Here is a 26,030-nt window from a genome sequence, read left to right on the forward strand (position 1 = left end):
TCGTAGCATCGCTTACATGTTGAATCTGGAGCGCCTGCGCACCCTGGACGCCCTGGCCCGGCACGGCTCGGTCAGCGGCGCCGCCCTGGGTCTGCACATCACCACCTCGGCCGTCTCGCAGCAGATGGCCAAACTGGAGCGCGAGGTCGGGCAGCAACTCCTCGCCAAGCACGGCCGCGGCGTCCGGCTCACGGACGCGGGGCGGCTGCTGGCCGACCACGCGTCCCGGATCCTGTCGCAGGTCGAGCTCGCCCGGTCCGACCTGGAGGCGCAGCGCGGGCAGGTGGTGGGGGAGCTCCGGCTCTCCGCGTTCCCGACGGCGGCCCGCGGGCTCTTCCCCGTCGCGCTCGCCGAACTGCGCAAGGCGCACCCGGGACTGCGGCTGCGCACGTGCGAGCTGGAACCGGAGCGGGGCATCGCGGGCGTGGTGCGCGGCGACCTCGACCTGGCCGTCGTCCTGGACTGGTACAACAAGCCGATGCCGGTGCCGGACGGTCTCGTCAAGGCGCCCATCCTGGACGATCCGGCCGATGTCGCGATGCCCTCCGGGCACCCCCTGGCCGACCGTGACGAGGTGGACCTGGGCGAGTTCGCCGAGGACGAGTGGATCACCTGGGGCGAGGGCGAGTTCTGTCACGAGTGGCTGATGTTCACCCTGCGCTCACGGGGCGTCGAGCCCATCGTGGGACACCGGGCGGCCGAGACGCACACCCAACTCGGGCTGGTGGCCGCCGGACTGGGCGTGTGCATCGCGCCGCTGCTCGGCCGTCACCCGGTGCCGGAGGGCGTCGTCACGGTTCCCCTGCGGCAGCGGGTGCGCCGGCACGTCTACGTGGTCTGGCGCGCGGACGCCGACCGCCGCCCGTCGATCCGGGCGGCGGTGGAGGCGCTGGAGGCGGCGGGCACGTCGGTGGGTGCGGCGGCAGGAACGTCCGCAGGCCCGGCGGCGGGCTGAAGGCGCCGCGGGCCCCGGGGGCGCCGGGCGGCGGGGGAGCCCCGTACCAGCCCGCTTCTATGCGCCGCCCAGCTTGCGGAAGTCCCAGGACACGATCTTCTGCGGGGTCAGCCGCACCCACGCGTGCCGGCCGTCGTGCGGCATGGCGTCGAGACCGAAGTTCTTGCGGGCGAACAGTGTCTCCACGGCGTCGAGTTCGGCGCACAGTTCACCGGTGCGCGGGCTCTCGCCCACGAACTCCACGACGCCGGACAGCTCGACGCCCCGCAGCGCGTCGTACTCCTCGCCCGTGTCGATCACGATCGCGACCCGCGGATCACGATTCAGGTCCGCCCACCGCTTGCTGCGCACCACGGAGTACAGCCACAACGAGGTGCCGTCCCAGAGGAACCACAACGCGCTGACGTGGGGTGCGCCGTCGGTGGACACGGTCGCGACCCGGCAGGTGCGCTGGAGGCTGAGGAACGCGTCCAGTTCACCCGGCGACATCATGATCTTCCGGCCCCGGCGCTGAGTGACGGTCATCCGGCCCCCTCATTCTTTTCTTCCGTGTACGTGCCGCTCACCTGAAACTCCGTCAGGGAAGCATGGGACTTCTTCCTTCTGCGCGCAATGGCGGCTACCGTCGCGCGCTCCACACCGACGCCAGGGGGAGTCATGCCGTCGTACGAACAGCTCAGTGCCCTCCTCGACCCCGGGAGCACCGTACTGATCACGGTGGAGTGCCAGCAGGGCGTCGTCGGCCCCGGTGCCGCGCTGCCCGAACTGGCGCGCGAGGCACGGGACTCCGGAGCCCTCGCCAACGTCGCCCGGCTGGTGTCGGCGGCCCACGCGAGCGAGGTCCAAGTGCTGCACGCGGTGGCCGAGCGACGCCCCGACGGACGCGGCGCCAACCGCAACGCCCGGCTGTTCCGCGCCGCCGAACGGCTCCCCGTCCAGCAGCTCCCCGGCACCGCCGCGACGCAGATCGCACCCCCGGTCGAGGTCGCCGAACGGGACCTGGTGGTACGGCGGCTGCACGGACTCTCCCCCGTCCAGGGCACCGAGGTCGACGCCCTGCTGCGCAACCTGGGCTGCCGCACGCTGGTCGTGACCGGGGTCTCGGCCAACGTGGCGGTCCCCAACACCGTCTTCGACGCGGTCAACCGGGGCTACACCGTCGTCGTGCCGTCGGACGCCATCGCGGGGGTGCCTGCCGACTACACCCCGGCGATGGTCCGCCACACCCTCGCGTTGGTCGCCACGGTCGCGACCACGGACGAGGTGCTGGCCTGTCTGCGGGGAACCGACCGCCCGACGCCGGCGGTCAGGCCAGCGTGATCGAGTCCCCGCTGACCTTGATCGCCACCTCGGGCAGCGACTTCTGGGCGGGACCGCTCTTCACGCTGCCGTCGGTGATCGAGAAGTTGCTGTTGTGACAGGGGCAGTTGATCACCCCGTCGGCGATGCTCTTCACCGCGCAGCCCTGGTGGGTGCAGACGGCCGAGAACGCCTTGTACGTCCCCGCCGTGGGCTGGGTGACGACCACCTTCTCGGACTCGAAGACCTTGCCGCCGCCCTCGGGGATGTCGGCCGTCTTGGTGAGCGCGGCGCCGGCCGCGGCGTTGTCCCCGCCGCCGGTGCTCGCGGCGCCCGTGGAACCGGTGGAACCCGACGTGCCGGCCGCGTCGGACGAACTCGACGCGTCGTCGTCGGAGCCACCGCAGGCGGTCAGCGCGACGGAGAGCCCCGCTGCTCCGGCGGCTGCCACGACGGCGCGGCGGGCGGGCCCCGAAGCGGACTTGATCGATGCGCTGGTCATGCTGGAGGTTCCTTCCAGGGGGGGAAGCGTGGATCTGCCGAGAGGTACGGGGCGCGGGCGCCGCTCGTTCAGTGCCCGCGCCAAGTCCGGACAGTGTCGAGATCTTGACCGGTTCGAGATGAGTGCGGCGTAAGCCGGAGCTGTCCATCAGCTGTCGGCCGTGCATCGCTCCAGGCCCAGTAGCCTGGGGCGATGCTCAAGGAAGTCACCGCGACCCGCTTCGTCACCCCCCTGCGCGAGGGCGGTTCCCTGCCGGGACTCGTCGAGGCCGACGACCTCGGTCTGTACGTCATGAAGTTCACCGGCGCGGGCCAGGGCCGCAAGACGCTCGTCGCGGAGGTCGTCTGCGGCGAACTGGCCCGCGCGCTCGGCCTGCGGGTGCCCCGCCTGGTGACCGTGGGGCTCGACATCGGGCTGGGACTCGGTGAACCGGACCAGCAGGTACAGGAGTTGCTGAAGTCCAGCGCCGGCACCAACCTCGGCATGGACTTCCTCTCGGGCGCCCTCGGCTTCGACCCGCTCGCCTTCCCGGTGAGTCCCGAGGAGGCGGGCCGGATCGTCTGGTTCGACGCGCTGGTGAACAACGTCGACCGGTCCTGGCGCAACCCCAACCTGCTGGTCCACCGCGGCGACCTGTGGCTCATCGACCACGGCGCCACCATGATCTGGCAGCACAACTGGCCCACCGCCGAGACCTCCGCGGCCCGCCCCTACGACGCCGGCGACCACGCCCTCGCCCCGTTCGCCCCGGACGTGGCGGCCGCCGCCGCGGAACTGGCACCGCTGGTCACCGCCGATCTCCTCGCGGAGGTCACCGCGCGGATCCCCGGCGTCTGGCTGGCGGACGAGCCGGGCTTCGCCGACCCGGACGCGCTCCGGCGCGCCTACGCGGCACCGCTGCTCGCCCGTGCCGCCGTCATCCACGACCGCATCGAGGGAATCAAGTGAACGAGCGCCACATCATCAGGCCCGGCCAGGGCGGCGACCGGGACGTCTTCGAGTACGCCCTGCTGCGGGTCGTGCCGCGCGTCGAGCGCGGCGAGTGCATCAACGCGGGCGTGCTGGTCTACTGCCGCGGCCAGGACTACGTGGGCGCCCGCACCCATCTCGACGAGGCCCGACTGCTGGCGCTCGACCCGCACGCGGACGTGGCCGGGGTGCGGGCCGCCCTGCGGGCGGTCGAGGGCGTGTGCGCGGGAGGCTCCTCGGCAGGCCAGGCCGCCCGTGACGACGCCGGACGCCGTTTCCGCTGGCTGATCGCGCCGCGCTCGACGATCGTCCGGCCGGGCCCGGTGCACACGGGGCTCACCACCGATCCCGCCGCCGAGACGGAGCGGTTGCTGGAACTGCTGGTGAGGTAATGGATCACACCCGCGCCGTGTGGCGTTGACACCGGGTGCCAGGGCTTCTAGCGTCACGTCTGTCGAAGGTACTAAGCGGTCGCTCACCACTCGGGCGCATCCGGACTTTTCTTCAAGGGCGAGGAGAAACAGCAATGTCCACCACTGAGCAGCGGGTCGCCGTGGTCACGGGCGCGGCGCGTGGCATCGGCGCCGCCACCGCCGTACGGCTGGCCGCGGAGGGCCGCGCGGTCGCCGTCGTCGACCTCGACGAGGCCGCCTGCAAGGACACCGTCGAGAAGATCACCGCGGCGGGCGGCAAGGCCGTCGCCGTCGGCGCCGACGTCTCCGACGAAGCCCAGGTCGAGGCGGCCGTCGCCCGCATCGCGCAGGAGCTCGGCGCGCCGACGATCCTGGTCAACAACGCGGGCGTGCTCCGCGACAACCTGCTCTTCAAGATGACGGCGTCCGACTGGGACACGGTCCTCAACGTGCACCTGCGCGGCTCGTTCCTGATGACCAAGGCCGTCCAGAAGCACATGGTCGACGCCGGCTTCGGCCGTGTCGTCAACCTGTCCTCCTCCTCGGCGCTCGGCAACCGCGGCCAGGCCAACTACTCCGCGGCCAAGGCCGGTCTCCAGGGCTTCACCAAGACCCTCGCCATCGAGCTCGGCAAGTTCGGCATCACCGCCAACGCCGTCGCCCCCGGCTTCATCGCCACCGACATGACCGCCGCGACCGCCGCCCGGGTAGGCATGGGCTTCGAGGAGTTCAAGGCGGCCGCCGCCACCCAGATCCCCGTCGCGCGCGTCGGCGAGCCCGACGACATCGCCAACGCGATCGCCTTCTTCACGAACGAGGCCGCCGGCTTCGTCTCAGGCCAGGTGCTGTACGTGGCCGGCGGACCGCTCGACTAACGGCCACCAGGGAGCACTAGGAAGCACTGGGGATCACGACATGACTGAACTGCCCGCACTCTCCGGCAAGGCCGCCCTCGTCACGGGCGCCAGCCGCGGCATCGGCTACGGCGTCGCGGAGGCCCTCGTCGCCCGCGGCGACCGGGTCTGCATCACCGGCCGCAACGAGGACGCCCTCAAGGAGGCCGTCGACCGGCTCGGCGCCGACCGCGTCATCGGCGTCGCCGGCAAGGCGCACGACCTCGAACACCAGGCCGCCGCCGTCGAGCGCACCATGGAGGCCTTCGGCCGCCTCGACTTCCTGGTCAACAACGCCGGTACGAACCCCGTGTTCGGGCCGATCGCCGACCTCGACCTGGACGTGGCCCGCAAGGTCTTCGAGACCAACGTGGTCTCGGCGCTCGGCTTCGCTCAGCGCACCTGGCACGCCTGGCAGAAGGAGAACGGCGGCGCGATCGTCAACATCGCCTCCGTCGCGGGCCTCTCGGCCTCGCCCTTCATCGGCGCCTACGGCATCAGCAAGGCCGCGATGATCAACCTCACCCAGCAGCTCGCCCACGAGTACGCGCCGCGGGTGCGGGTCAACGCGATCGCCCCGGCCGTGGTGAAGACGAAGTTCGCCCAGGCCCTGTACGAGGGTCGCGAGGACGAGGCGGCCGCCGCCTACCCGCTCGCCCGGCTCGGCGTCCCGTCCGACATCGGCGGCACCGCCGCCTTCCTGACCTCGCAGCAGTCGGACTGGATCACCGGTCAGACCCTGGTCGTCGACGGCGGCATCTTCCTCAACGCCGGCGTGGGCTGATCCCGGCACGGGCCGCTCTCACCGTGGCCTGAATTCGCCCTCGACAGGGGGGCCGTTTCGACAGAAGCGGCCCCCCTGTCGACGTCCGGGAGTCACTCGCTGCGATGACAACGTCGTCACTCCGGAAGTGATCAAGAACCGTGCGAGGGCGCGGGTTCACGGGCCCCAGGGCTGCGGTATGGTCTGCCAACCCTTGGCATGGCAGATCGAGGAGCGTGCGCGTGTTCAACCGGAACCGATCCTTGCAGCAGATGGCGGCGATCGTGTCCATATCCCTGGTGGCCGGATGCAGCCTCCTGGGAGAGGAGAGCTCCGACGACGCCGGACCGATCGTCGTGGGCACGACCAGTGCGCCCAGCACGCTCGATCCCGCCGCCGCCTGGGACGGCTCCTGGGAGCTGTTCCGCAACATCTACCAGACGTTGCTGAGCTACCCCAACGGAGCGACGAGCCCCCAGCCGGACGCCGCGAAGTCCTGCACCTTCACGGACGCCACGAGCCGCACCTACAAGTGCGAGCTGCGCGAGGGACTCAAGTTCTCCAACGGCGACCCGCTGGACGCGAAGGCCGTGAAGTACTCGATCGACCGGATCCGGACGATCAACGCGGCCACCGGACCCAACGGCCTCCTGGGCAGCCTGGACAGCGTCGAGACGAAGGGCGCCGCCGAGGTCCTCTTCCGCCTCAAGGAGGCCGACGCGACCTTCCCGTTCGTGCTGGCCACGCCCGGCATGTCCATCGTCGACCCCGACGACTACCCGGCGAAGGGCCTGCGCAAGGAGGACGGCATCGTCGGCTCCGGACCGTACCGCCTCCAGTCGTACGACGAGGGCAAGCAGTCCGTCCTCGTCCGCAACGACAACTACAAGGGCCTCGCCGAGCGCAAGAACGACGCGGTGACCATCCGCTACTTCCAGGACTCCGGCGAGATGGTCAAGGCCCTGCGCGGCCACGACATCGACATCACCTACCAGGGCCTCGCCGCCGACGACATCGTCGCCCTGGACACCAAGAGCGCCGCCAACGAGGGCCTCCAGCTCATCGAGGGCGCCGGCAGCAACATCAACTACCTGGTGTTCAACCCCAAGGACCCGTGGTCCGACAAGCTCGCCGTGCGCAGGGCCGTCGCCCAGGTCGTGGACCGGGCCGCGATCGCCCACGAGGTCTACAAGGACACCGTCGAGCCGCTGTACTCCATGGTCCCCTCCGGCCTCACCGGACACACGACCAGCTACTTCGACTCGTTCGGCGAGCCCAGCAAGGCCAAGGCGCGCGAGATCCTGACCAAGGCCGGCATCACCGAGACCGTCCCGCTCACCCTCTGGTACACGACCGACCGCTACGGCTCCGACACCGCGCTCGAGTTCAAGGAGATCAAGCGCCAGCTCGACGCCTCCGGCCTGTTCTCGGTCACCCTCAAGAGCCGCCCCTGGAACACCTACGTGGTCGGCTACCAGAAGGGCGAGTACCCGGTGTTCGGACGCGGCTGGGCCCCCGACTTCCCCGACCCGGACAACTTCGTCGCGCCCTTCGTCGGCGACCAGAACGCGCTCGGCACGCCCTACCCGGCGAAGGAGATCACCCAGGTCCTGCTGCCCCGCTCCCGTCAGGAGAGCGACCGCGCCAGGGTGGTGCAGGACTTCGAGGACGCCCAGCAGGTCCTCGTCGAGGACGCCCGGCTGCTGCCGCTGTGGCAGGGCAAGCAGTACCTCGCCTCGTCCGAGGACGTCTCCGGCGGAGAGCGGTCCCTGGACCCGTCGACGATCATGATGATGTGGGAGCTCAGCCGCAAGACCAGCTGGTGACCTGCGCCCGACCGGTCCCCGCGACCGGTTGTCAGTGGTCGCCTGTAGGTTCTGTGCTCTGCAAGTGACCGCACGACACAAGGACGTTGACGTGACCGACATCGCCATGCTGCCCGAGTCCTGGCGCGGGGTTCTGGGCGACGAACTCCAGCAGCCCTACTTCAAGGAGCTGACGGAGTTCGTCGAGGGGGAGCGCGCGGCGGGTCCCGTCTATCCCCCGCGCGAGGAGGTCTTCGCCGCGCTCGACGCCACGCCGTACGAGCGGGTGAAGGTCCTCGTCCTCGGCCAGGACCCGTACCACGGCGAGGGCCAGGGGCACGGCCTGTGCTTCTCGGTGCGCCCGGGCGTGAAGATCCCGCCGTCCCTGCGCAACATCTACAAGGAGATGCACGCCGAGCTGGGCACGCCGATCCCCGACAACGGCTACCTGATGCCGTGGGCACGCCAGGGCGTCCTGCTGCTCAACGCGGTCCTCACCGTCCGCTCCGGCGAGGCGAACTCGCACAAGGGCAAGGGCTGGGAGAAGTTCACGGACGCGGTCATCCGCGCCGTGGCCGACCGGCCCGACCCGGCCGTCTTCGTCCTGTGGGGCAACTACGCGCAGAAGAAGCTGCCCCTCATCGACGAGACCCGGCACATCGTGGTCAAGGGCGCCCACCCCTCGCCCCTGTCGGCGAAGAAGTTCTTCGGCTCGCGCCCGTTCACCCAGATCGACGCGGCGGTCGCCCAGCAGGGCCACGAGCCGATCGACTGGACCGTCCCGAACCTCGCCGACCAGGCCTGACCCGCCCCGCACGCCGGTCCTGCCGCCGGGCCGGTTCCACCGCGGACCGGCACGGTGCCGCCTGACCGCGATCGCGGACACCTGCGGCTAGCGTCGTCGCAACGACGCAAGGAGGCCGAGGGTGGCGGAGCGACAGGGGCAGACGGTGCCGGACGCCCTGCTGACGCGGATCGGGCAGGTCGTGATGCTCCACCACGGAGGAGACCGCGAGGAGGCCCGGCGCAGGCTCCTCGCCCTGTGGACGGAGATCGGCGAGGACGGCGCACCGCTGCACCGCTGCACCCTCGCGCACTACCTGGCCGACACCCACGACGACCCCTCGGACGAGCTGGCCTGGGACCTGCGGGCCCTGTCGGCGGCGCAGGAGCACGCCGGCTCGGTCGAGGTGCGGGCCCTGTACCCCTCGCTGCATCTCAACCTGGCCGCGGACTACCTCAAGCTCGGCCGCGCCGAGGCCGCCCGCAGCCATGTGCGCAGGGCACGCACGGCCGCCGTGGCGCTGCGCGACGACAGCTACGGGGACGGCGTCCGCGCGGCCATCAGCAGGATGGAGCTGCGCCTCGGCGAGGGCCGCGGCGAGTCCGGTGACGCGGGCCGGGGCGGGCGCGAGGGACACGGGGAGTGGGACCGGGAGTGGTGAGACCGGCGCGGCGCACCGCCGGCACGCAAGCCACCGGAGGAACCGGCAGCACGGAAGGGACCGAAGGCACGGAGGGCGCCAAGGCGCCGGCCCGTGGTCCCCGGCGCCTCCCGGGTCTCTCGCCGCCCACTCTCACGGCCCTCTCTCACCGCCCGTAGACCTGCCCGCAGGCCACCGCCTCCGGACTGTCGCTGCGCCAGCCGCCGTACCGCCGGCCGAGCCCGCACACATCGGTGTTGCGCCGGACCTCCTCCTCCACGTCGGGGATCCGCACCCGCGGCTGCCCGTGCCGCCGGCCGCGCTCCGGACCGGTGGCGGGCCGGTGCCGCGGGCGGGTCCACGGCGCGGGCGGCCGCTGCGCGCCGCCGCCGGCCCCCGTGACCGGCGCGGACCGCCGCGGTGCCGGTGCGGCCGGTCCGGGCTCGCGGGGCGGCCCGACCCTCTCCAGTGCCTCACGGGCCGGCGCCTGCACGACCTGCACCTCGGTCCTCCCCTCCGGCCGCGGCACGGACGGCTCGGACGGTGTCACGGCCGGTCCGGGGGCGGCCGGATGATGAAGGGTCATGCAGCCCGTGAGGGCCGAGACGGCCACGGTGACCAGGAGCGCTGCGGTAGTCGTCGTTCGATGCACGCGCGCCACTCTGGCGGTTCCGTCCGCCCGGGCGACACCGCAGGGACGCAGGTTGCCCCGCACGGGTGATCCCGTACCCCTTACGAGTGAAGAAGGCGGTCCTGTGTTGACGTCGGTCGCCGGTGGCGCCGCCGGCACGCCCCCGGACCGCGTCGGCACGTCCTTTCCCCGCCACCGGCGGGCCGCCGTCCCGGGAACGGCCCGTATGCTGCCGTACAGAGCAGACCGGACGGGTCGCGCGGGCGTGCGGACAGGACGGTCAGGGCGACAGGCAGTGAGGGAGCACGCGTGAAGGTCGGCTGCATCGGACTCGGCGACATCGCGCAGAAGGCGTACCTGCCGGTGCTCGGCTCACTGCCCGGCATCGAGCTCCACCTCCAGACCCGCACACCGGCCACCCTGGACCGGGTCGCCGACACCCTCCGCCTGCCCCGCGCACAGCGCCACCTCGACCTGGACGCCCTCCTCGCCACCGGGCTCGACGCGGCCTTCGTGCACGCGCCCACGGCGGTCCACCCCGACATCGTCGCCCGGCTGCTCCGGGCCGGCGTACCGACCTACGTGGACAAGCCGCTCGCCTACGAGCTCGCCGACTCCGAGCGGCTCGTCACGCTCGCCGAGGAAAGCGGGGTGTCCCTCGCCGTGGGCTTCAACCGGCGCTTCGCCCCCGGCTACGCGCAGTGCGCCGACCATCCCCGCGAGCTCGTCCTCATGCAGAAGAACCGGGTGGGACTGCCCGAGGAACCGCGCGCCATGATCCTCGACGACTTCATCCACGTCGTCGACACCCTGCGCTTCCTGGTCCCCGGCCCGGTCGACGACGTCACCGTGCGGGCCCGCGTCGAGGACGGACTGCTGCACCACGTCGTCCTCCAGCTCGCCGGACAGGGCTTCACCGCCCTCGGGGTGATGAACCGCCTCAGCGGATCCAACGAGGAGATCCTCGAGGTGTCCGGCCAGGACTCCAAGCGCCAGGTCGTCAATCTCTCCGAGGTGATCGACCACAAGGGCCAGCCGAGCGTGCGGCGCCGCGGCGACTGGGTGCCGGTGGCCCGCCAGCGCGGCATCGAACAGGCCGTCCTCGCCTTCCTGGACGCCGTACGCGCCGGCAAGGTGCTCAGCGCCCGGGACGCGCTGGCGACTCATGAACTGTGCGAGCGGGTGGTACGAGCGGTGCGGGAGCTGTCCGCCGCAGCCTGACCGCCCGCGCCCCCTCGGTGAGGCCGAGCGCCATTAGCACCAGCAGCGCCAGATGGACCGGCCAGTCGCCGTACCGGACGTAGGGCGTCACACCGTCGGCGAGCGGCACGCTGAACACGGCCGCCGTGCTCGCGTCCGTCCCCAGCCAGGAGCCCACCCGCCGGCCGCTCGGGTCGTACACGGCCGAGACACCGGTCAGCGTCGAGTGCACGAACGACCGCCCGGTCTCAGCGGCGCGCAGCGCGCCCAGCGAGGCGTGCTGCGCCGGCGCCCAGCTCTGCTGGAAGGAGGAGGTCGAGGACTGCGCGACCACCACGTCCGCGCCGTCCTCGGCGAGATGCCGGCTCATGTCGGGGAACGCCGTCTCGAAGCACACCATCGGCCCGATGCGCAGCCCGGCCCCCGCGTCCATCACGACCTGCCCCGTGCCGCGCCGCCGGTCCTCCCCGGCCGCCTTGCCGACCGAGGTGGCCCAGCCCAGCAGCGAGCGGGCCGGTATGTACTCGCCGAACGGCACGAGCCGCATCTTGTCGTACCGGTCGCCGGTGGGACCGCCCGCTCCGACGAGGATCGAGCTCTTGTAGATCCCCGGCCGGTCGGAGCGCCGCGCGTCGACGTTCACGAGGATGTCGGCGCCGGTCGACCGCGCCAGCGCCGCGATGCGCCGGGCCAGGTCGGGCCGGTCGGCGAGGTCGTAGCCGACACTGCTCTCGCCCCACACGATCAGGTCCACGTCCTGCCCGACCAGGCGCCGGGTCAGCTGCTCCTCGCGGTCGAAGCGCCGGTCGGGCCCGTCGATCACGCCCGCCTGCACGACGGCGATCCGGGTCTGCCCCTCGGTCTCGGGCCGCGGCGACCACACCCAGGCGGCCGAGGCGGTCGCGGCGGTGGCGACGAGACCGGCCATGGCGGGCCCCCGGGAGGCGGGGACGCAGACCAGGACCGCGGCCGACACGTTGACCGCCACCACCAGGAAGCTCAGCAGCCACACCCCGCCGACGGAGGCGAGCCGCAGCGCGGGCTCCACCTGCCACTGACTGGCGCCCAGCATGCCCCAGGGCCCACCGAGCCCCTGCCAGGACCGGACGAGCTCGATCGCCAGCCAGGCCGAGGGCAGCACCAGCAGCGCGGCCCACACCCGCCCGCGCCCCGGAACGGCCCCCTCGGCCAGGAACCGGCGCACCAGCCACGCCCACGGCGCCCACAGGGCGCCCAGCAACGCGGCTATGACCAAGGTGAACACGTTCAGGCTCGGCAGCAGCCAGTGGTGCATGGCCAGCATGAAACCGAATCCGCCGGCCCATCCGTCGTACGCGGCCCGTCCGGCCGTGGGTGCGGAGCGGGCCAGCAGGATCCACGGGACGAGCGCGAAGTAGGCCCACCACCACAGCGCCGGGGCGGGGAACGCGAGCACGGGCAGCGCGCCGGCGAGGGCCGCGACGGCCGTACGCCGCCAGGGGGAGGTGAGCCAGTCTCCGAACGTCTTCATACGGCACCTCCTTACCCGCGATGGGTGCCTTCAGTGTGCGCGCACCGGACGATCTCCGACAGAGCACGATCCGGCCCGCCCGGCGCTACCGGGACACCCCGCCCGCCGCGCGCGCGGGACCCCGTCCGTTCAGCCGGGCAGCCGCCGCCACTTCTCCCGGACCACCACCTCGCGCACCCGCCATCCCTCCGGCGTGCGCAGCAGCGCGAAGCCGTACCGGCCGCCGCAGACGAAGTCCGGCGCACCGGCCGCCGCGTCCTGCGCACCCTCGGCCAGCCGCATCGGATTGACGTAGTCGGCCTGGACCCGGGCCGTGTCGCCCGTGTCGTGCTCCAGGACGCCGAAGCTCACCCGCCGGTTGACGATGAGGTGCTGCCGCATCGCGAACAGCCGCATGGTCTCCGCGAGCCACGAGGCGACGTCCCCGGCCGCCCCCTCGATACCGCCGGCCGACCGGTAGTCCGCCCGCCCGTCCGGCGTGAACAGCCGCCGGTACGCCGTCCAGTCACCGTCGTCGACCGCCACCGCGTAGTCGGTGACCAGCCCGTCCACGGCCAGCCGGTCCATCACGGCTGCGAGCTCCACACGCTGCGTCATGGCCCGAGTGTTGGGCACACGGGCCGCACAGCCAAGATGCGTGCGCTCATCGATCCGGCGTCTACGGTCCGGGACGCGCCCGCCCGCACAAATTCGGTGGCCGCGCGGCCACCCGGACGGCCAGGCTGCTCCCGTGAACGACCCGAACACGACGACGAGCCCGAACGACACGAGGAACCCGCAGGCGCCCAGCACCCCGCCACCCGTCCCCGACGAGCAGGAACCCAGGTTCCGCGTCCGGGCCGCCCACACCGGCTCCACGATCACCGTCTACCAGGCGTACCGCCCGAAGATCGGCAACCCGGCAGCCCGCAACGGCCGCTTCCCTCCGTCCTGGAGCCGGGAACGCATGACATGGATCAAGCCCAGTTTCCTGTGGATGATGTACCGCTGCGGGTGGGGCACGAAGGAGGGGCAGGAGACCGTTCTTGCCGTGGAGATCGGCCGGGAGGGCTTCGAGTGGGCGCTGCGGCACGCCTGTCTGTCGCACTTCGTACCCGAGCTGCACACCGACCGCGACGAGTGGAAACGCCAGTTGAGGCGGGCTCCGGCGCGGGTGCAGTGGGATCCGGAGCGCGATCTGCGGTTGCAGCCCCTGCCGTACCGGTCGTTGCAGCTGGGACTCGCGGGTGAGGCGACCGTGCGGTACGCGGACGAGTGGATCGTCGGCATCGAGGATGTGACACCCCTGGCACGAGAGATCCACGCCCACGTACAGGCCGGCGAACTGGACCGAGCCGCCGCGCTGTTGCCCCGGGAGCGACCGTATCCGCTGGCGGAGGACGTGCTGACGCACCTGCGGCGGTAGGTGGTTCGCCTTGTGTTCAGGGCACCGTCCGCGGGGCCGGCCCTCCGCACGGACGGGTCGTTCGGCGGCGTCGAGTGCGGGGCGACGGCCTTCGCTGCGGGCTGCGTACTGTGGCCGCGTGCCCTTCTTCGCCTTCCACGACACCGAACGCTTTCACGGCGAGCCGGAACCCGGCCCCGGGGTGCGGGTGTCCTTCATGCCCGACGAACCGGCCGCTGCCCGTGAGCGCGGTACGCGTACCGGACGACCGTCCGACCTGCCCCCGGTCGGTAACGAGGGTCTGATGGTGAACGAGATCGCCACGGACGTCCCCCGGTGGCCGTCCAGCCTGTGGCGCGTGGCCGATCTCGAACCGATGCGGCCGATACCGGCCCACCGGTGGATCCGGTGCCGCGCCTTCACCGTCACCGAGCAGGTCCCCGCCTGGCTGGTCGCCGGACCGCACGGCGAGGCCGTGGAACAGGTGATCACCCTGACCCGCGCACTGACCGGCGCCCAGGCCGAAGCCCTCGCCGCGCTGCCGGACGAAGGCGAGGACCCCCTGAAACGAACCCTGTGGGCCCGCTGGTCGCGGAGGCACCACAGCGGCTCCCCGGTCGGATGCGCCCTCACGACCCTCCACCGGGTCGTCGCGGAGGCCGCCCGCCAGGTGGGCCCGCACCTGTTCGGTCCGGACGAGGACGACGGGGTCGAGGTGCTCGAGGATCCCGCCTGGCTGAGTGCCTTCGGCGCGGCGTACGCGGCCGCACTGGCGCTCGGCGCCCCCGACCTGCTCGCGTCCGAGGAGAACGCGGTGCTCGCCCGCCGCTGGACCACCGTGTTCGGCACACCCGACGTGCCCGGACAGCAGCCCGCGTGAAGTCCACGACGCGCTCCGCCGGAGTGCGTTACGTGCGTGAGCCGCCGTCGCCGTCGGCCGAAGGCACGTGGGGGATCGCCGAGGTGGGGTCGAAGCCCGCGAAAGCCAGGCCGATGACGAAGCCCGCCACCTCCTCCGGTTGGCGGACGCGGTCCAGTCCTCCCAGGGTCGCCGGAATGCCGCCGACATCACGGACCAGTTCGCCCACGACGTCCAGCGCCGCCGGGTCGTCGCCGCACATCGCCACGGTCACGGCGGGGCGGCCGTCCTGCGACGGGGCCGTCCACCGCGCGGCGGGGAAGAGATGGAACGCCTTCACCACCCTTGCCCCTGGGGCGAGTTCGGCGATCCGCCCCGCCATGGACTCCCCGTTCCCGGTGAGCAGGGTGCCGACACCGTGGGTCACGGCGTTCGTGGGATCGATCAACGGCGTCCCGTCGAGCACGCCGTCCGCCGCGCCCACCGATCCCAGGACGTCCTCGACGCCGTCCGCCGATCGCCACGTCGTGCCCGGCACGCGCCAAGCCCTCGCCCAGGCCCTCCGCGAGTGTCCCCGTTCCCAGGACTTCGTCGCCGACTGCCGTCTGCGCGCGGCCACCGGCCTCTTCGCGCACACCTGGGATCCCGTCGTGCTGGCGGCCCTCCGCGAGGGCCCGCGCCGGCGCCGTGAGCTGCGCACCGCTATCGGCGGCATCAGCGACAAGGTCCTCACCGAGGCCCTGCGCCGGCTGCTCGCGTCCGGACTGCTCGAACGCCGTGCGCACCCCGAGGTCCCGCCTCGTGTCGAGTACGCCCTGACCGGCCTCGGACGGAGCCTGGTCGAGGGCCCGATGGCGGTGCTCGGCCGGTGGGCGGTCGAGCACGGCGACGAGCTCCTCGAAGCCCAGGAGCGGGCCCAGAAGCGAGCCCACGAGCGGGAGCAGGAGAGAGCCCGCGAGCGAGATCAGGGGCGGCAGTAGGGGCGGGCCGGGAAGGCGCGGTGAGCACTCCACGGCGGCCTTCTCGGAGACGCGACGAGCCGCCCCCCGGCTCGGGAGGGGCGCGACACCGTCTGGGCTATTCCACCTCTATGCCGAAGTCGCGGACGAGTTCCTCCAGGCCGCCCGGGTAGCCCTTGCCGCCCAGGACGAAGTCCCAGTCGCCGTTCGCCCTGCGGCGGAACGAGCCGAGCACCAGGGCGGTCTCGTGCGGTCGGCCGTCCGAGACCTCCAGCCGGCCCAGTTCGGCGAGTCCCGGGTCGAGCAGGCGGATGGAGGCGTCCGTGAAGCCGGAGAGGTCGGCGTGCGGTTCGACGTCCGGGTCGACGGCCGCGACGAGGACGAACCGGTCGGCCTCGGCGGGCAGCGCGTCGAAGGACACGCAGATCGCCGCCTTGTCGGGAGCGGTGGCCGGCAGGGCACGCACCGCCCCGTCGGGTGTCCCGGGGTTGTTGAAGAAGACGAAGTGGTCGTCGCTGAGGACACGGCTGCCCCGGCAGACGAGGGCGCAGACGTCCAGGGCGACGCCGCCGGTCCACGACATGCCCAGGACGTTGTAGTCGTCCGGCAGCCGGGTGTCCGGCGGCGAGGACGTCCGCTGCGCCGGGACCTGCCGGCCGTTCCCGCCCAGCCGCCCGCGCAGCCCGTGGCGGTGGAGCAGGTCGACGAGCTCGGTGCCCGGCACGAGTTCCAGCGGCTTGCCGTTGGCGAAGGTGTGGGAGCCCGGTCCGAACCCCGACGTCGTCACGAGGACGCCCTTGTTGGCTCCGGTGTCCTGCACGGTGCCGTACAGATCGCGCACGGCCGTGGGAGGCACCGTGTTGCGGTAGCGCTTCACCTGCACGACGATCTTGCCGCCCCGGATCGGCGCCGGATCCAGTGCGTCGACGTCCACGCCGCCGTCGTTGGAACGCTGGGTGGTGACGGCCTGCATGCCCATGGCGCGGAAGAGATCGGCCACCAGGTTCTCGAAGGCGATCGGGTCCATGGCGAACAGGTCCGGGTCCTCGTCGTCGCCGTGTGCGACGACCCGGTTGCCGACCTCCTGCGGGCGCCTGCCCGGCCGTACCGGGGTCAGCTGGTCGGGGCGGGCCGAGAGCTGTCCGCGCAGCGCGTCGGCCAGGCAGCTCACCGCGTCCACCTGCGCCAGGTGCAGCTCGGCGAAGGCGGAGCGCGAGGCCATGACGGTCGCGAGGAAGATGTGGCCCGGCCGGCCCGTCGTGGGGTCGTGCCCGTCGACGAACCCGTTCAGCGCCACGGACTCCAGCGCGCCCAGCTCGTCGGCGGCGAACAGTTCGTGCAGGACGAGCAGTACGCACTGCGCGAGCACCTCCCGGTACAGGGCGCGGCGCTGGCCCACCGGGCGGGGAGTCTCCTTGTCCTGGTCGGCCGTGGTCAGATAGCGGACGGCCTTGATCTCCGGCACGACGGCGCAGGCGGGCAGTTCCCAGTCGAGCACCAACTGCCCCGCCGCCGGGTCGTAGGCCGCCGTCACCTGGCGCGGGAAGTCCTGCGGCCATGCCGTCGAGGCGTACAGGGCGGCGGAGAAGTACTCGACGACGGAGTCGGGGTCCCGCCGCCGCACACCGTCGGTCGTGGCGACGACGCCGGCGTTGTGCTGCCGCACCTCGGCCAGCTGGGCGTCGGCCCACTGCTGGTACTCCCGCTGTTAGGCGGCGAGTTGCTGCTGCCGTCCGGCCTCGGCGGCCTGGGCCGCCTGCCAGTCCCGTTCGAAGCGCGCACGCGCCTCGGCCTGCGCCTGGGTGCGGCGGCTCGCCGTCCAGCCGCTCTGTGCCTGGTACTGGTTCTGGTCCGGCATGGGCACGGGCTGCGCCAGCGGACCCGGAGCGAAGGGCTGCACCTGCTCGGGCCGTACCAGTGAGGCGGCCCGGAAGGCGGGAGCCCGGCAGCCCGAGGCCAGCAGACCCTGCAACGCGGCGACCTGCGCGTCCAGTTCCTCGGTGCGCCGCAGGGCTTCCGCCTGCCGGTACTCCCGGTGGCTCTGGACGGCCCGCCGCTGGTAGGCCCGGGCCTGCTGTTCCTGCTGTCTCCTCCGTCTGGCCTCGGCGTCCTGCTGGCGCTGCTGCTGCCGTTGCATCTCGGCCCAGACCCCGACGAATCCGGTGGAACGACGACTCATGTGCTGCATGCCCTCCCCAGGACGCCGGCAGCCGAAGAACACCTTGGTTGTCCCCGCAACCAGGTGTGACGGGACGACTCTATCCAGCGATCGCCGTCCCGCACATCCACCCGGCAAGGGCAGTCGCCGGAAGCATCCACGCAGGTCAAGTGACCGATGGGTAACTCCGGTGGGCGGTGTCAGCCGACGAACTCCGTGAGGTCGATGGCGTGCACGCGCAGCGGAAAGCCGTACTCCGGGTGCGTGGTCTCGCGCTCCGGGGTCATGCCGAGCTTGCGGCTGACGTTCTCCGAGGCGTCGTCCTGCGGCCGGACGATGCTGATCACCCGCTCGATGCCGCGGTCCTGGAGCGCGAACTCCAGTGTCGCGTGCGCGGCTTCGGAGGCGTACCCCTGGCCCCAGAACTGCGTTCCCAGCCGCCAGGCGATCGCCACCGACGGCATCACCTCGGGGAGGAACTCAGGCATCGTCAGGCCCGTGAAGCCGGCCAGTTCGCCCGAGGCCAGCAGCTCGACGGCGAAGAGGCCGAAGCCCTCCTCGTCCCACTCCTCCTCCCACCGCTCGACGGCCTCCGCGGTCTCCTCCAGGTCGAGGACCGAACCGTCGCCGACCCAGTGCATGACCCGCGGGTCCGCGTTGATGTCGGCCAGCGGCACGAGGTCGTCGTCGTGCCAGCGGCGGAGGAGGAGACGGGGGGTACGGATCTCGGTCATGGTGCTCATCCTGCCTGCGGCGGGACCCTCACGGGTAATCGGCCGCCGGCGTCGGCCGCCGGCCGCCGGCTTCCGGGTTCAGGCCCCAGGCCCCCGGCCTCCGGTCTCCGGGTTCCGTCTCGGCATCCCGGACTCCTGGCTCCCGGGCCCGGCTCCCCGCTCCCGGGCCCGGCTCCCGCTCCCGGACGAGGTTCCCTCAGCTGTCGGTGCCCGTACCCGTGCCCGTGCCGGGGTCCTTGGGCGGGCGGCGGGAGATCTGTTCGCGTGCCGTGTGCCAGCGTGACCTGGTCTGCTCCATCACGCTGTCCCACTGCCGGCGGACCTCGTGGTCGGACGGGCGGTGGCCCTGGCGGATCCTGGTGAGCTCGTCCCGTACCTCGCGCCCCAGCGCCGACGAGCCGACCATGACCAGCATGGCGGCGAAGAGCGCGGAGATCATCGCGAAGACGGCGCCGACCACTCCGTACCGCGTGGCGTAGGAATTGAACAGCCGCGGCAGGTAGACGGCCGCGCCCACCGCGTAGACGACCGACAGGACGGCGGCGGTGATGCCGAAGGGCAGGAGGTCGGACCAGGCGACCCGCTTCGCCGACAGCACCCGGCCGCTCCACACCAGGAACGCGGCGGTCACCGGCACCTCGCACACCTTGGCGACCAGCCCCAGCTCGCCCCCGTCGAGGAACGCGGTGAGCGCGGCGGTGCACAGGGCGTAGCCGGTGAGGCCGAGGATCCACATCAGGCCGTTGCGCGTATTGCGCACACTCAGCGGGGCCAGTTCCCAGGTCTGCTCGATGAGCCGCTGCGCGGCCCGGGCGAAACTGAGCACCGAGATCATCAGGAACACGGCCCCGAAGACGCCCACGCTCGCGCCGGTGCCCTCGGTGGGGGAGAACAGGGAGCCGACCGCCGTCGCGCCGGCGCCGGTGAGGTGGTACCGGTCGATGATCCGGTCGGCGACGTCGTAGTCCACGAAACTGCCGGAGACGACGCCGATGAGGACGGACAGGGGGACCAGCGCCGTCAATGCGCTGGAGGCCAGCGCCATCGATCGGTCGAACCCCACGATCTTCTGGAACCGGTTGACGACGCGCAGCGCGAAGGCGGGACGCAGCCAGAACGTCAGCGTTCTGACGAGGCGCTCACGATTGATCGACGCCGTCCTGTCCTCCACGAAGATCGTGACCGATGGGGCGACGCGAGCGTAACGGGACGGCCGCGAGCCGCGTCGGTACGACACGGGAGGGGGTGGGCGGGGCGGCCCGCCGGTACGCCGACCGGCCGAAAGGCGCGGCCTCAGGCCGCGGTGACGACCTCGCCGCGGATCGCGCGCGCCCACTCCACGACCAGCAGCTCGTACTCCGCCCGCTCCTGAGCGGAGAGCGAACCGCCCGCGCGCAGCCAAAGGGCCCGGATCCGCTCGTTTAACTCGGCAGCGGACCGCACGGAACCAGAGAGCTCAGGGTTGGGGGACATGAGCCAAGCGTAGGCGCAAGCTCTGACACTGCGCCACCGGACGGCTACGCGTGCGGATATGGGGTTGGTCACGGTTGATCGATCAACTGCGCTTTCCCCGTGGGGCGTTCGCCGGGCGTGGGTCGGTCCATTGCCGGGGGCCCGGCGGGGGAGCGGCCGTCAGCCCGCCGACTCCGCCGCGTGCGGGCTCAGGGAGCCGGTCGCCACCAGGGCGATGATCACGATGCCGAGCATGACCCGGTAGTAGACGAACGGCATGAAGGACTTGGTGCTGATGAACTTCATGAACCACGCGATGACCGCGTATCCCGAGGCGAAGGCGATCACGGTCGCGAACATCGTCGGCCCCCACGCCACGTGGCCGCCCTCCACCGCGTCCTTCAACTCGAAGACACCGGAGGCCAGTACGGCCGGGATCGCGAGCAGGAAGGAGTAACGGGCCGCGGCCTCCCGCTTGTAGCCCATGAACAGGCCGCCGCTGATGGTGGCGCCGGAGCGCGAGACGCCGGGGATGAGCGCGCAGGCCTGGCACAGGCCGAAGATCAGGCCGTCCTTGACGCCCAGGTTCTCCAGGGTCTTGCGCTGCTTCGGCGCGCGGTGCTTGCCGCCCGACTCGTCACGGGCCGCCAGCCGGTCGGCGATGCCGATCACGATGCCGACGACGACGAGCATCGTGGCCGTCACCCGAAGGTCGCGGAAAGGGCCCTCGATCTGGTTTTTGAGCGTCACGCCCAGCAGGCCGATCGGGATCGATCCGACGATCACCAGCCAGCCCATCTGGGCGTCGTGGTCCTTGCGCAGCGTCTTGTCGAACAGCGACCGGCTCCACGCCGAGATGATCCGCCCGATGTCCTTGCGGAAGTAGATCAGCACCGCTGCCTCCGTGCCGATCTGGGTGATCGCGGTGAAGGCGGCGCCGGGGTCCTTCCAGCCGGAGAACGCGGCGGTCAGTCGCAGATGCGCGCTGGAGGAGACGGGGAGGAACTCGGTCAGCCCCTGGACGAGTCCGAGGATGAGGGATTCAAACCAAGACATGAGGTTACGGAGTCCAAGTGCCGATCGGAAAGGGGCGACGGCGACGGCAGGCCCGTCGCGCGCGGTGATCCGGTGATCAAGTGTGTTCCGGGGGAAGCGTAGCGGGCCCGGGTGACAGCCCCGCCACAGGGGCTTCGCAGCCGCCCCTCGGCCCTCCCTGCCGACGCCCCCGCAGCCGAGGTCCTCGATGCCGAGGGCCCCGTCGCAGCCTCTGCCGACGTCGTCGATGCCGGCGTTGCCGACGCAGCCCCCGCCGGCGCTGCCCCCGCCGGCGCTGCCCCCGCCGGCGCTGCCGACGCCGGCGTTGCCGACGCCGGGGATGCCGCCGCCAAGGCCGATGTCCCCGACGCCGAAGACCTCACGCCGAGGTCCCGCCGTCCCCGCGCCCGGGCCCGGGGGGCGTCCACGGTGCCGCCGGCCCCGAGGCGGGTCAGCGTGCTGCGCCGCCGAGACGGTGTGGGCACGAGGCCCGCCCGCACGTGCCGAGCGCCGTGCGGTCCTGCCCGCCCGCACGTGCCGGGTGCTGCGGGGTCGTCCTGCCTGGCTGTGCACGCAGTGCACTGTGGGTTCCCCCACTGGCTGTGCAGCACGTGCGTGGTGGGGTCCGCCTCCAGCGGTGCGCGCCGGGCGCCGTGTGGTCCGGCCTGACTGTCCGCGCCAGGTGCTGTGAGGTCTCGCCCGGCGTTACTTGCCGGGTACTCAGGGTTCCGTCCCCAGCGGTACGACACGAGCGTGGCGGATTCCGCCCCTAGCGGTGCGCGCCGGGCGCCGTGTGGTCCGGCCTGACTGTCCGCGCCGAACGCTGTGCGGTCCCGCCTGGCTGTGCCGCGCAGGGCACTGTGGGTTCCGCCTCCAGCGGTGCGCGCCGAGCGTGATGGCGTCCCCCCCCCGGCTGTACGTCGAGGACGTGGCTGGGGCCGCCCTTGGCGGTACGTGCCGGGCATCGTGGGGATCCGCTCGCAGCCGTGCACACTGCTGCGGGGCCCTGCTGTGCACGGCAGCCCGAGGTTGCCCCGCCCTGCGCCGCGCCGCCAGGTTGCCCCGCGTACGTCGGCCCGCGAGGGTGCCCCGTCGTGCGTTGCGCTGCGGGGGTGACCCCTTGCTCGCCGCGCTGCGAGGTTTCTCCCGTCGTGCGCCGCGCCGCCAGGCTGCCCCGCAGGGCGTCGCGCGGCCGGGTCGCCCCGTCGCTTGCCGCGCTACGAGGTTGCCCCGTCGTGCGCCTCTCTTGCGGGGCGCACCCCGTACAGGCCGCGTGCGCCCCCTCCACCCGCGCCGGGCCGCGGGCGCTCCCGCAGCCCGAGAGCCGCGCGGGGTGCCCCTGAAGCGGGAGCGCCGCGCGGGGCGCCCGGCGCGGACCCGCGCAGCGTGCCGTGCCGCGTGCGGTGGGCGGGGGCGCTCGCCGTGGCCGCCGGGTGATCCGCCGCGTCCGCGGTGCGTGCGTCCGCCGTGGACGCGGAGGTGTTCCCATGGTTGACCGGCCGCCCGGCCGCCGCATACTTTGCTGCTGATGGGAAAGCGCTTGCTGCCTGTGCGGGCTGCATGCTTCCCCTCGGTTGCTGGCCCGCCCGGTCGTTCGGCCGTACGTCGGAGGAGTGCTGATCACGCCCATGCCCCCATCCACTCCGCCGCCCGGCGCGCTCGACGGCCGCCGTATCCGGGCCGCCATCGTCGGCCTCGGCGCCATCGGGCGAGGCTCCCATCTGACGGCCCTGCGGCAGCTCACCGCCGAGGGCGAGACCGAGGTCGTGGCGGCCGTTGACATCGATGCCACCGCCGTGGAGGCCTTCTGCGCGGAGAGCGGGGTTCCGCACGGGTACACCGATCTGGAGCGCATGCTCGCGGAGCAGCGTCCCGACCTGGTGACCATCTGCACGCCGCCGACCCTGCACCGTGAGCAGAGCGTGACCGCGCTCCGGGCCGGCGCCTGGGTGTGGTGCGAGAAGCCGCCGATGCCGACCCTCGCCGACTACGACGCCGTCGAGGCGGAGGAGGGCGAGGCGGCCGGACCGTACGCCTCGATCGTCTTCCAGCACCGTTTCGGCTCCGGGACGCGGCACGTGAGGGCACTGCTCGCCGGGCAGGCCCTCGGGCGGCCGCTGGTCGCGCACTGCCAGACCACCTGGTACCGCGACATCGCCTACTACGCGGTGCCCTGGCGCGGTCGCTGGGAGACCGAGGGCGGCGGTCCGGCGATGGGGCACGGCATCCACCAGATGGACCTGCTGCTCGATCTGCTCGGCCCGTGGAGCGAGGTGCGCGCGATGGCCGGGCGGCTCGTGCACGACGTCGAGACCGAGGACGTGTCCACGGCCCTGGTCCGCTTCGAGAGCGGGGCGATGGCGACGGTCGTCAACAGCGTCCTGAGCCCCGACGAGGTCAGCCGCATCCGGATCGACTGCGAGCGCGCCACCGTCGAGCTCACCCACCTCTACGGCCACGCCAACGCCGACTGGCGGATCACCCCGGCCCCGGATGTGCCGGACGACACCGTGGCGGCCTGGCGGGACTTCGGGGCGGACGTCCCGAGTTCCCACCTGGCGCAGCTGCGGGAACTGGTCGCGAGCATGCGCGCCGGGCAGCGGCCGCGCAGCAGCGGCGCGGACGGGCGCACGAGCCTGGAGCTGATCGCCGCCCTGTACAAGTCGGCGTTCACCGACGCGACGGTACGGCGGGGCGAGATCGGACCCGGGGACCCGTACTACACGGCCATGCACGGGGGCGCCGCCGGCTGGGCCCCGGCCGCCACCGCCTCGGACACGGTCGCGGACACCTCCACGGGTGCGGGCACGGGCACCGCCACGGGCGTGGTCCCCGGCGCGGGCGCGACCGAGGCGGGGGTACCCGCGTGAGCGGCGACCTGCGCATCGTCCACGCGCAGGGCGACCGGGTCACGGTGACCGACCCGGGCACCGGTGTCGAACTGCTCGCCTACGTCTACCGGCCGGAGGCCGCCTGGGAGGCCCCGAGGCCGTACATCCACCCGCTTCGGACCCTCGCCGGCGACGTCGTCACGGACTACCGGCCCAACGACCACCGCTGGCACAAGGGGCTGTCGCTGACCTCCTCGCACCTCTCCGGCGCGAACCTGTGGGGCGGCAACTCGTACGTGCACGGCGAGGGGTATCTCGAACTCCCCGAGCGGGTGGGCTCGATGGCGCACGCCGGCTTCGACGAGCTCTCGGCCGAGGGTGGCCGGGTCGTCATCGCCGAGCGGCTGACCTGGCATCCGCACAGCGGTGAGCTGTGGGCGGAGGAGGCCCGCCGGATCGAGGTGCACGACGTGGACCCGGACTCGGGTTCCTGGGCGCTGACCTGGTCGAGCGCCGTCACCAACCGCCGTGACGATCCCCTGCGGTTCGGCAGTCCGACCACCGCCGGGCGCGAACTGGCCGGATACACCGGGCTGTTCTGGCGGGGCCCGCGCGCCTTCCGGGACGGCCGCATCATCGGCCCGCAGGGCGAGGGGCCCGGGCTGATGGCCTCGCAGAGCCCCTGGCTCGCCCTCTCCGGCGAGCACGACGGCACCGACGGTCACGCCACCGTCGTCTTCGCGCACGCCCCCGAGAACGACCACCGCGGCGCCCGCGGGACGCACCCCGCCCACTGGTTCGTCCGCAACGAGCCCTTCGCGGGCATCGCCCCGTCCTGGGCGTTCTTCGACGAGCTGGAGCTCGCCCCCGGCGACACCCTCGACCGCCGCTACCGTGTCGTGGTGGCCGACGGGGCCTGGGAGCGGGAGGAGATCGCCGGGTACCTGGAGGCGCACCCTTGGTGAGCGGCTTCGGGGGGCTGCCCGGCGGCGTCGCCGTCTCGCGGCTGCGGGTGTACGACTGGCCGGGCGCCGACGGCCTGCGCGGCGGAACTCCCCATCTGCATCTGACGTGTTCGGAGGGGTACGTCGTCACGGGCGGGCGCGGCGCGGTGCAGACCCTGACCTCGGCCGGCTACCAGGTCGCCCCGCTCGGACCCGGTACGGTCGCCTGGTTCACGCCGGGCACCGTCCACCGGCTGGTCAACGACGACGACCTGCGCATCACCGTCCTGATGCAGAACAGCGGTCTGCCGGAGGCCGGTGACGCGGTCCTCACCCTGCCGCCGGAGTACCTCACCGACTCCGCGACGTACGCGGCCGCCACCGTGATCCCGGCCGGCGCTCCGCGGGAGGAACAGGCCCGCTTCGTCCGTGCCCGGCGGGACCTCGCGCTGGAGGGCTACCGGGCGCTGCGCGAGGCATCGGACGGCCCGGCGGCCCTGGCCGCCTTCCACCGGGCCGCCGCCGCGCTGGTGGAGCCCCGGCTCGCCGAGTGGCGCGAGCGCTGGCTCGGGGGCGCCCTGGCGGCGGCGCGGGCCACGGGGGAGCAGCTCGGCCGGCTCTCGGCCGGCGACGCGTCCCATCTCGCCGAGGCCGCCGTACGCGCCGAGGAACCGGCTGCGCGGGAGAAGTTCGGGATGTGCGGATGGCTGGACACCTACGCGGTGCAGTGACCTCCGTGTTCCGTGACCGGGTGGGGCCCGCGCCGAGGCTCAGGCCGCCGAAGGGCCCGTGACCGTCCATCCCGGGGCCTGCGGGTGGGGGACCAGGTCCTCGTGGCGCACCTCGTGGCCGCAGGCCGAGCAGTTCACCACCGGGACGAGGGTCTGGCCGCAGTTGTGCTCGAGCACCATGGGGCGGTCCTCCTTGTTGAGGTGGCGGTCGCCCCACGCCATCAGCGTCATCAGGACCGGCTCCAGTTCGAGCCCCGCCGGTGTGGGCCGGTACTCGAACCGCTGCGGGCGCTCGCTGTAGGCCCGCTTGGCCAGGATCCCGGCGTCGACCAGCCGGCGCAGCCGGGTGGCCAGGATGTCGCGTGGGGCGCCGATGTTGCGCACCAGCTGGTCGAAGCGGCCGTTCCCCAGGCAGACCTCCCGAAGGACGAGCAGCGAGTACTTCTCTCCCACCAGGGCGAGCGCGTCGGCGATCGAGCAGGGGCGCGGGTTCTTGGAGGCGGCCATGACGACGAGTCTAGGGGAGGGTTGGAAAACCGAACCCACAGGGTTGGATTTCCCAACTTGCAAGACTAGGGT

At 72.5% G+C, this 26,030-nt stretch carries 27 protein-coding genes and 1 pseudogene; 16 read left to right on the forward strand and 12 right to left on the reverse strand.

What is annotated here, in order from left to right; translation table 11 throughout:
• The first annotated feature begins 16 nt into the window (after positions 1-16).
• Positions 17-955, forward strand: a complete 939-nt coding sequence (locus tag Saso_RS06760) for a LysR family transcriptional regulator (protein ID WP_189927370.1) — start codon at positions 17-19, stop codon at positions 953-955.
• 57 nt (positions 956-1,012) lie between these two features.
• Here the strand turns inward: Saso_RS06760 and Saso_RS06765 are convergent, their stop codons facing one another.
• The gene (locus Saso_RS06765) at positions 1,013-1,480 is read right to left on the reverse strand and encodes a pyridoxamine 5'-phosphate oxidase family protein (protein WP_189927371.1); all 468 of its coding nucleotides are present in this window, start codon (positions 1,478-1,480) and stop codon (positions 1,013-1,015) included.
• Between the two features lie 132 nt (positions 1,481-1,612).
• On the opposite strand from Saso_RS06765, the gene Saso_RS06770 reads away from it, so the two are divergent.
• A complete protein-coding gene (locus tag Saso_RS06770) occupies positions 1,613-2,275 on the forward strand; it encodes a cysteine hydrolase family protein (RefSeq protein ID WP_189927372.1) in 663 nt (220 codons plus the stop codon).
• Here Saso_RS06770 and Saso_RS06775 read toward each other — a convergent pair.
• Complete coding sequence (locus Saso_RS06775) at positions 2,262-2,756, reverse strand: Rieske (2Fe-2S) protein (RefSeq protein ID WP_189927373.1); 495 nt, start codon at positions 2,754-2,756, stop codon at positions 2,262-2,264. The two genes, Saso_RS06770 and Saso_RS06775, sit on opposite strands and share 14 nt — an antisense overlap.
• A 192-nt stretch (positions 2,757-2,948) precedes the next feature.
• Here Saso_RS06775 and Saso_RS06780 point away from each other — a divergent pair, with 192 nt between their 5' ends.
• The 7 genes from Saso_RS06780 (at position 2,949) to Saso_RS06810 (ending at position 9,044) form a co-directional block, all read left to right on the forward strand.
• Positions 2,949-3,704: a HipA family kinase gene (locus tag Saso_RS06780; RefSeq protein ID WP_189927374.1), complete on the forward strand. Its 756-nt coding sequence runs from the start codon at positions 2,949-2,951 to the stop codon at positions 3,702-3,704.
• Positions 3,701-4,117 (forward strand): DUF3037 domain-containing protein, encoded by a 417-nt coding sequence (locus Saso_RS06785; protein WP_189927375.1) that lies wholly within the window; start codon positions 3,701-3,703, stop codon positions 4,115-4,117. The genes Saso_RS06780 and Saso_RS06785 overlap by 4 nt, the downstream gene beginning before the upstream one ends.
• Before the next feature lie 134 nt (positions 4,118-4,251).
• Positions 4,252-5,013: a 3-oxoacyl-ACP reductase FabG gene (gene fabG / locus Saso_RS06790; RefSeq protein WP_189927376.1), complete on the forward strand. Its 762-nt coding sequence runs from the start codon at positions 4,252-4,254 to the stop codon at positions 5,011-5,013.
• 40 nt (positions 5,014-5,053) lie between these two features.
• A complete protein-coding gene (locus Saso_RS06795) occupies positions 5,054-5,815 on the forward strand; it encodes an SDR family oxidoreductase (protein ID WP_189927377.1) in 762 nt (253 codons plus the stop codon).
• Between the two features lie 221 nt (positions 5,816-6,036).
• Positions 6,037-7,620, forward strand: a complete 1,584-nt coding sequence (locus Saso_RS06800; RefSeq protein WP_189927378.1) for an ABC transporter substrate-binding protein — start codon at positions 6,037-6,039, stop codon at positions 7,618-7,620.
• A gap of 91 nt (positions 7,621-7,711) precedes the next feature.
• Complete coding sequence (ung, locus tag Saso_RS06805; RefSeq protein ID WP_189927379.1) at positions 7,712-8,404, forward strand: uracil-DNA glycosylase; 693 nt, start codon at positions 7,712-7,714, stop codon at positions 8,402-8,404.
• Positions 8,405-8,525: 121 nt separating this feature from the next.
• Positions 8,526-9,044, forward strand: a complete 519-nt coding sequence (locus Saso_RS06810) for a hypothetical protein (RefSeq protein ID WP_189927380.1) — start codon at positions 8,526-8,528, stop codon at positions 9,042-9,044.
• 145 nt (positions 9,045-9,189) lie between these two features.
• On the opposite strand, the gene Saso_RS06815 is transcribed toward Saso_RS06810, so the two are convergent.
• The gene (locus Saso_RS06815) at positions 9,190-9,675 is read right to left on the reverse strand and encodes a hypothetical protein (RefSeq protein ID WP_229901534.1); all 486 of its coding nucleotides are present in this window, start codon (positions 9,673-9,675) and stop codon (positions 9,190-9,192) included.
• A 288-nt stretch (positions 9,676-9,963) separates the two neighbouring features.
• On the opposite strand from Saso_RS06815, the gene Saso_RS06820 reads away from it, so the two are divergent.
• A complete protein-coding gene (locus tag Saso_RS06820; protein ID WP_189927381.1) occupies positions 9,964-10,875 on the forward strand; it encodes a Gfo/Idh/MocA family protein in 912 nt (303 codons plus the stop codon).
• On the opposite strand, the gene lnt is transcribed toward Saso_RS06820, so the two are convergent.
• Together lnt and Saso_RS06830 are read right to left on the reverse strand one after the other, a co-directional pair.
• Entirely contained in the window at positions 10,793-12,364 is a 1,572-nt protein-coding gene (gene lnt / locus Saso_RS06825) for an apolipoprotein N-acyltransferase (protein ID WP_189927382.1), read from the reverse strand. The two genes, Saso_RS06820 and lnt, sit on opposite strands and share 83 nt — an antisense overlap.
• A 129-nt stretch (positions 12,365-12,493) precedes the next feature.
• Positions 12,494-12,961, reverse strand: coding sequence for a nuclear transport factor 2 family protein (locus Saso_RS06830; RefSeq protein ID WP_189927383.1), 468 nt, complete (start codon positions 12,959-12,961; stop codon positions 12,494-12,496).
• Between the two features lie 133 nt (positions 12,962-13,094).
• On the opposite strand from Saso_RS06830, the gene Saso_RS06835 reads away from it, so the two are divergent.
• Together Saso_RS06835 and Saso_RS06840 are read left to right on the forward strand one after the other, a co-directional pair.
• A complete protein-coding gene (locus tag Saso_RS06835; protein WP_189927384.1) occupies positions 13,095-13,769 on the forward strand; it encodes a DUF4291 domain-containing protein in 675 nt (224 codons plus the stop codon).
• Between the two features lie 118 nt (positions 13,770-13,887).
• Positions 13,888-14,628, forward strand: a complete 741-nt coding sequence (locus Saso_RS06840) for a hypothetical protein (protein WP_189927385.1) — start codon at positions 13,888-13,890, stop codon at positions 14,626-14,628.
• A 28-nt stretch (positions 14,629-14,656) separates the two neighbouring features.
• On the opposite strand, the gene Saso_RS06845 is transcribed toward Saso_RS06840, so the two are convergent.
• Positions 14,657-15,145: an NADPH-dependent F420 reductase gene (locus tag Saso_RS06845; protein ID WP_229901535.1), complete on the reverse strand. Its 489-nt coding sequence runs from the start codon at positions 15,143-15,145 to the stop codon at positions 14,657-14,659.
• Between Saso_RS06845 and Saso_RS06850 the strand changes: the two genes are divergently transcribed.
• On the forward strand, positions 15,135-15,587 hold the full coding sequence (locus Saso_RS06850) for a winged helix-turn-helix transcriptional regulator (RefSeq protein WP_229901536.1): 453 nt from the start codon (positions 15,135-15,137) through the stop codon (positions 15,585-15,587). The genes Saso_RS06845 and Saso_RS06850 overlap by 11 nt on opposite strands.
• A 97-nt stretch (positions 15,588-15,684) precedes the next feature.
• Here the strand turns inward: Saso_RS06850 and Saso_RS06855 are convergent.
• The 5 genes and pseudogenes from Saso_RS06855 to Saso_RS06875 all read right to left on the reverse strand — a co-directional run bounded on the left by Saso_RS06855 (position 15,685) and on the right by Saso_RS06875 (position 20,966).
• Positions 15,685-17,745 (reverse strand): annotated as a pseudogene (locus Saso_RS06855) (restriction endonuclease).
• Positions 17,746-17,924: 179 nt separating this feature from the next.
• The gene (locus Saso_RS06860) at positions 17,925-18,458 is read right to left on the reverse strand and encodes a GNAT family N-acetyltransferase (RefSeq protein ID WP_189927388.1); all 534 of its coding nucleotides are present in this window, start codon (positions 18,456-18,458) and stop codon (positions 17,925-17,927) included.
• Between the two features lie 196 nt (positions 18,459-18,654).
• On the reverse strand, positions 18,655-19,629 hold the full coding sequence (locus Saso_RS06865; RefSeq protein WP_229901537.1) for a YhjD/YihY/BrkB family envelope integrity protein: 975 nt from the start codon (positions 19,627-19,629) through the stop codon (positions 18,655-18,657).
• A gap of 122 nt (positions 19,630-19,751) precedes the next feature.
• Complete coding sequence (locus Saso_RS06870) at positions 19,752-19,931, reverse strand: hypothetical protein (RefSeq protein WP_189927390.1); 180 nt, start codon at positions 19,929-19,931, stop codon at positions 19,752-19,754.
• Positions 19,932-20,090: 159 nt separating this feature from the next.
• Positions 20,091-20,966, reverse strand: coding sequence for an undecaprenyl-diphosphate phosphatase (locus Saso_RS06875; RefSeq protein WP_189927391.1), 876 nt, complete (start codon positions 20,964-20,966; stop codon positions 20,091-20,093).
• A gap of 1,607 nt (positions 20,967-22,573) precedes the next feature.
• Between Saso_RS06875 and Saso_RS06880 the strand changes: the two genes are divergently transcribed.
• Genes Saso_RS06880 through Saso_RS06890 form a run of 3 tightly spaced genes read left to right on the forward strand, consistent with a single transcriptional unit; the run spans position 22,574 to position 25,451 of the window.
• Positions 22,574-23,815: a Gfo/Idh/MocA family protein gene (locus tag Saso_RS06880; RefSeq protein WP_229901538.1), complete on the forward strand. Its 1,242-nt coding sequence runs from the start codon at positions 22,574-22,576 to the stop codon at positions 23,813-23,815.
• Entirely contained in the window at positions 23,812-24,741 is a 930-nt protein-coding gene (locus tag Saso_RS06885; RefSeq protein ID WP_189927392.1) for a DUF6807 domain-containing protein, read from the forward strand. The genes Saso_RS06880 and Saso_RS06885 overlap by 4 nt, the downstream gene beginning before the upstream one ends.
• On the forward strand, positions 24,735-25,451 hold the full coding sequence (locus Saso_RS06890; RefSeq protein ID WP_189927393.1) for a cupin domain-containing protein: 717 nt from the start codon (positions 24,735-24,737) through the stop codon (positions 25,449-25,451). Before Saso_RS06885 ends, Saso_RS06890 begins: the two co-directional genes overlap by 7 nt.
• A 39-nt stretch (positions 25,452-25,490) precedes the next feature.
• Here Saso_RS06890 and Saso_RS06895 read toward each other — a convergent pair whose 3' ends face one another.
• Positions 25,491-25,958 (reverse strand): winged helix-turn-helix transcriptional regulator, encoded by a 468-nt coding sequence (locus Saso_RS06895; RefSeq protein WP_189927394.1) that lies wholly within the window; start codon positions 25,956-25,958, stop codon positions 25,491-25,493.
• Positions 25,959-26,030: the final 72 nt, after the last annotated feature.

The organism is Streptomyces asoensis (assembly GCF_016860545.1).
Lineage (GTDB): Bacteria > Actinomycetota > Actinomycetes > Streptomycetales > Streptomycetaceae > Streptomyces > Streptomyces asoensis.

Excerpts from the sequence above, each read along its gene's own strand:
- Saso_RS06760 (WP_189927370.1), top strand. The coding sequence starts at position 17 with ATGTTGAATCTGGAGCGCCTGCGCACCCTGGACGCCCTGGCCCGGCAC.
- Saso_RS06765 (WP_189927371.1), bottom strand. The coding sequence starts at position 1,480 with ATGACCGTCACTCAGCGCCGGGGCCGGAAGATCATGATGTCGCCGGGT.
- Saso_RS06770 (WP_189927372.1), top strand. The coding sequence starts at position 1,613 with ATGCCGTCGTACGAACAGCTCAGTGCCCTCCTCGACCCCGGGAGCACC.
- Saso_RS06775 (WP_189927373.1), bottom strand. The coding sequence starts at position 2,756 with ATGACCAGCGCATCGATCAAGTCCGCTTCGGGGCCCGCCCGCCGCGCC.
- Saso_RS06780 (WP_189927374.1), top strand. The coding sequence starts at position 2,949 with ATGCTCAAGGAAGTCACCGCGACCCGCTTCGTCACCCCCCTGCGCGAG.
- fabG (WP_189927376.1), top strand. The coding sequence starts at position 4,252 with ATGTCCACCACTGAGCAGCGGGTCGCCGTGGTCACGGGCGCGGCGCGT.
- Saso_RS06795 (WP_189927377.1), top strand. The coding sequence starts at position 5,054 with ATGACTGAACTGCCCGCACTCTCCGGCAAGGCCGCCCTCGTCACGGGC.
- lnt (WP_189927382.1), bottom strand. The coding sequence starts at position 12,364 with ATGAAGACGTTCGGAGACTGGCTCACCTCCCCCTGGCGGCGTACGGCC.
- Saso_RS06830 (WP_189927383.1), bottom strand. The coding sequence starts at position 12,961 with ATGACGCAGCGTGTGGAGCTCGCAGCCGTGATGGACCGGCTGGCCGTG.
- Saso_RS06860 (WP_189927388.1), bottom strand. The coding sequence starts at position 18,458 with ATGACCGAGATCCGTACCCCCCGTCTCCTCCTCCGCCGCTGGCACGAC.
- Saso_RS06870 (WP_189927390.1), bottom strand. The coding sequence starts at position 19,931 with ATGTCCCCCAACCCTGAGCTCTCTGGTTCCGTGCGGTCCGCTGCCGAG.
- Saso_RS06875 (WP_189927391.1), bottom strand. The coding sequence starts at position 20,966 with ATGTCTTGGTTTGAATCCCTCATCCTCGGACTCGTCCAGGGGCTGACC.
- Saso_RS06880 (WP_229901538.1), top strand. The coding sequence starts at position 22,574 with ATGCCCCCATCCACTCCGCCGCCCGGCGCGCTCGACGGCCGCCGTATC.
- Saso_RS06895 (WP_189927394.1), bottom strand. The coding sequence starts at position 25,958 with ATGGCCGCCTCCAAGAACCCGCGCCCCTGCTCGATCGCCGACGCGCTC.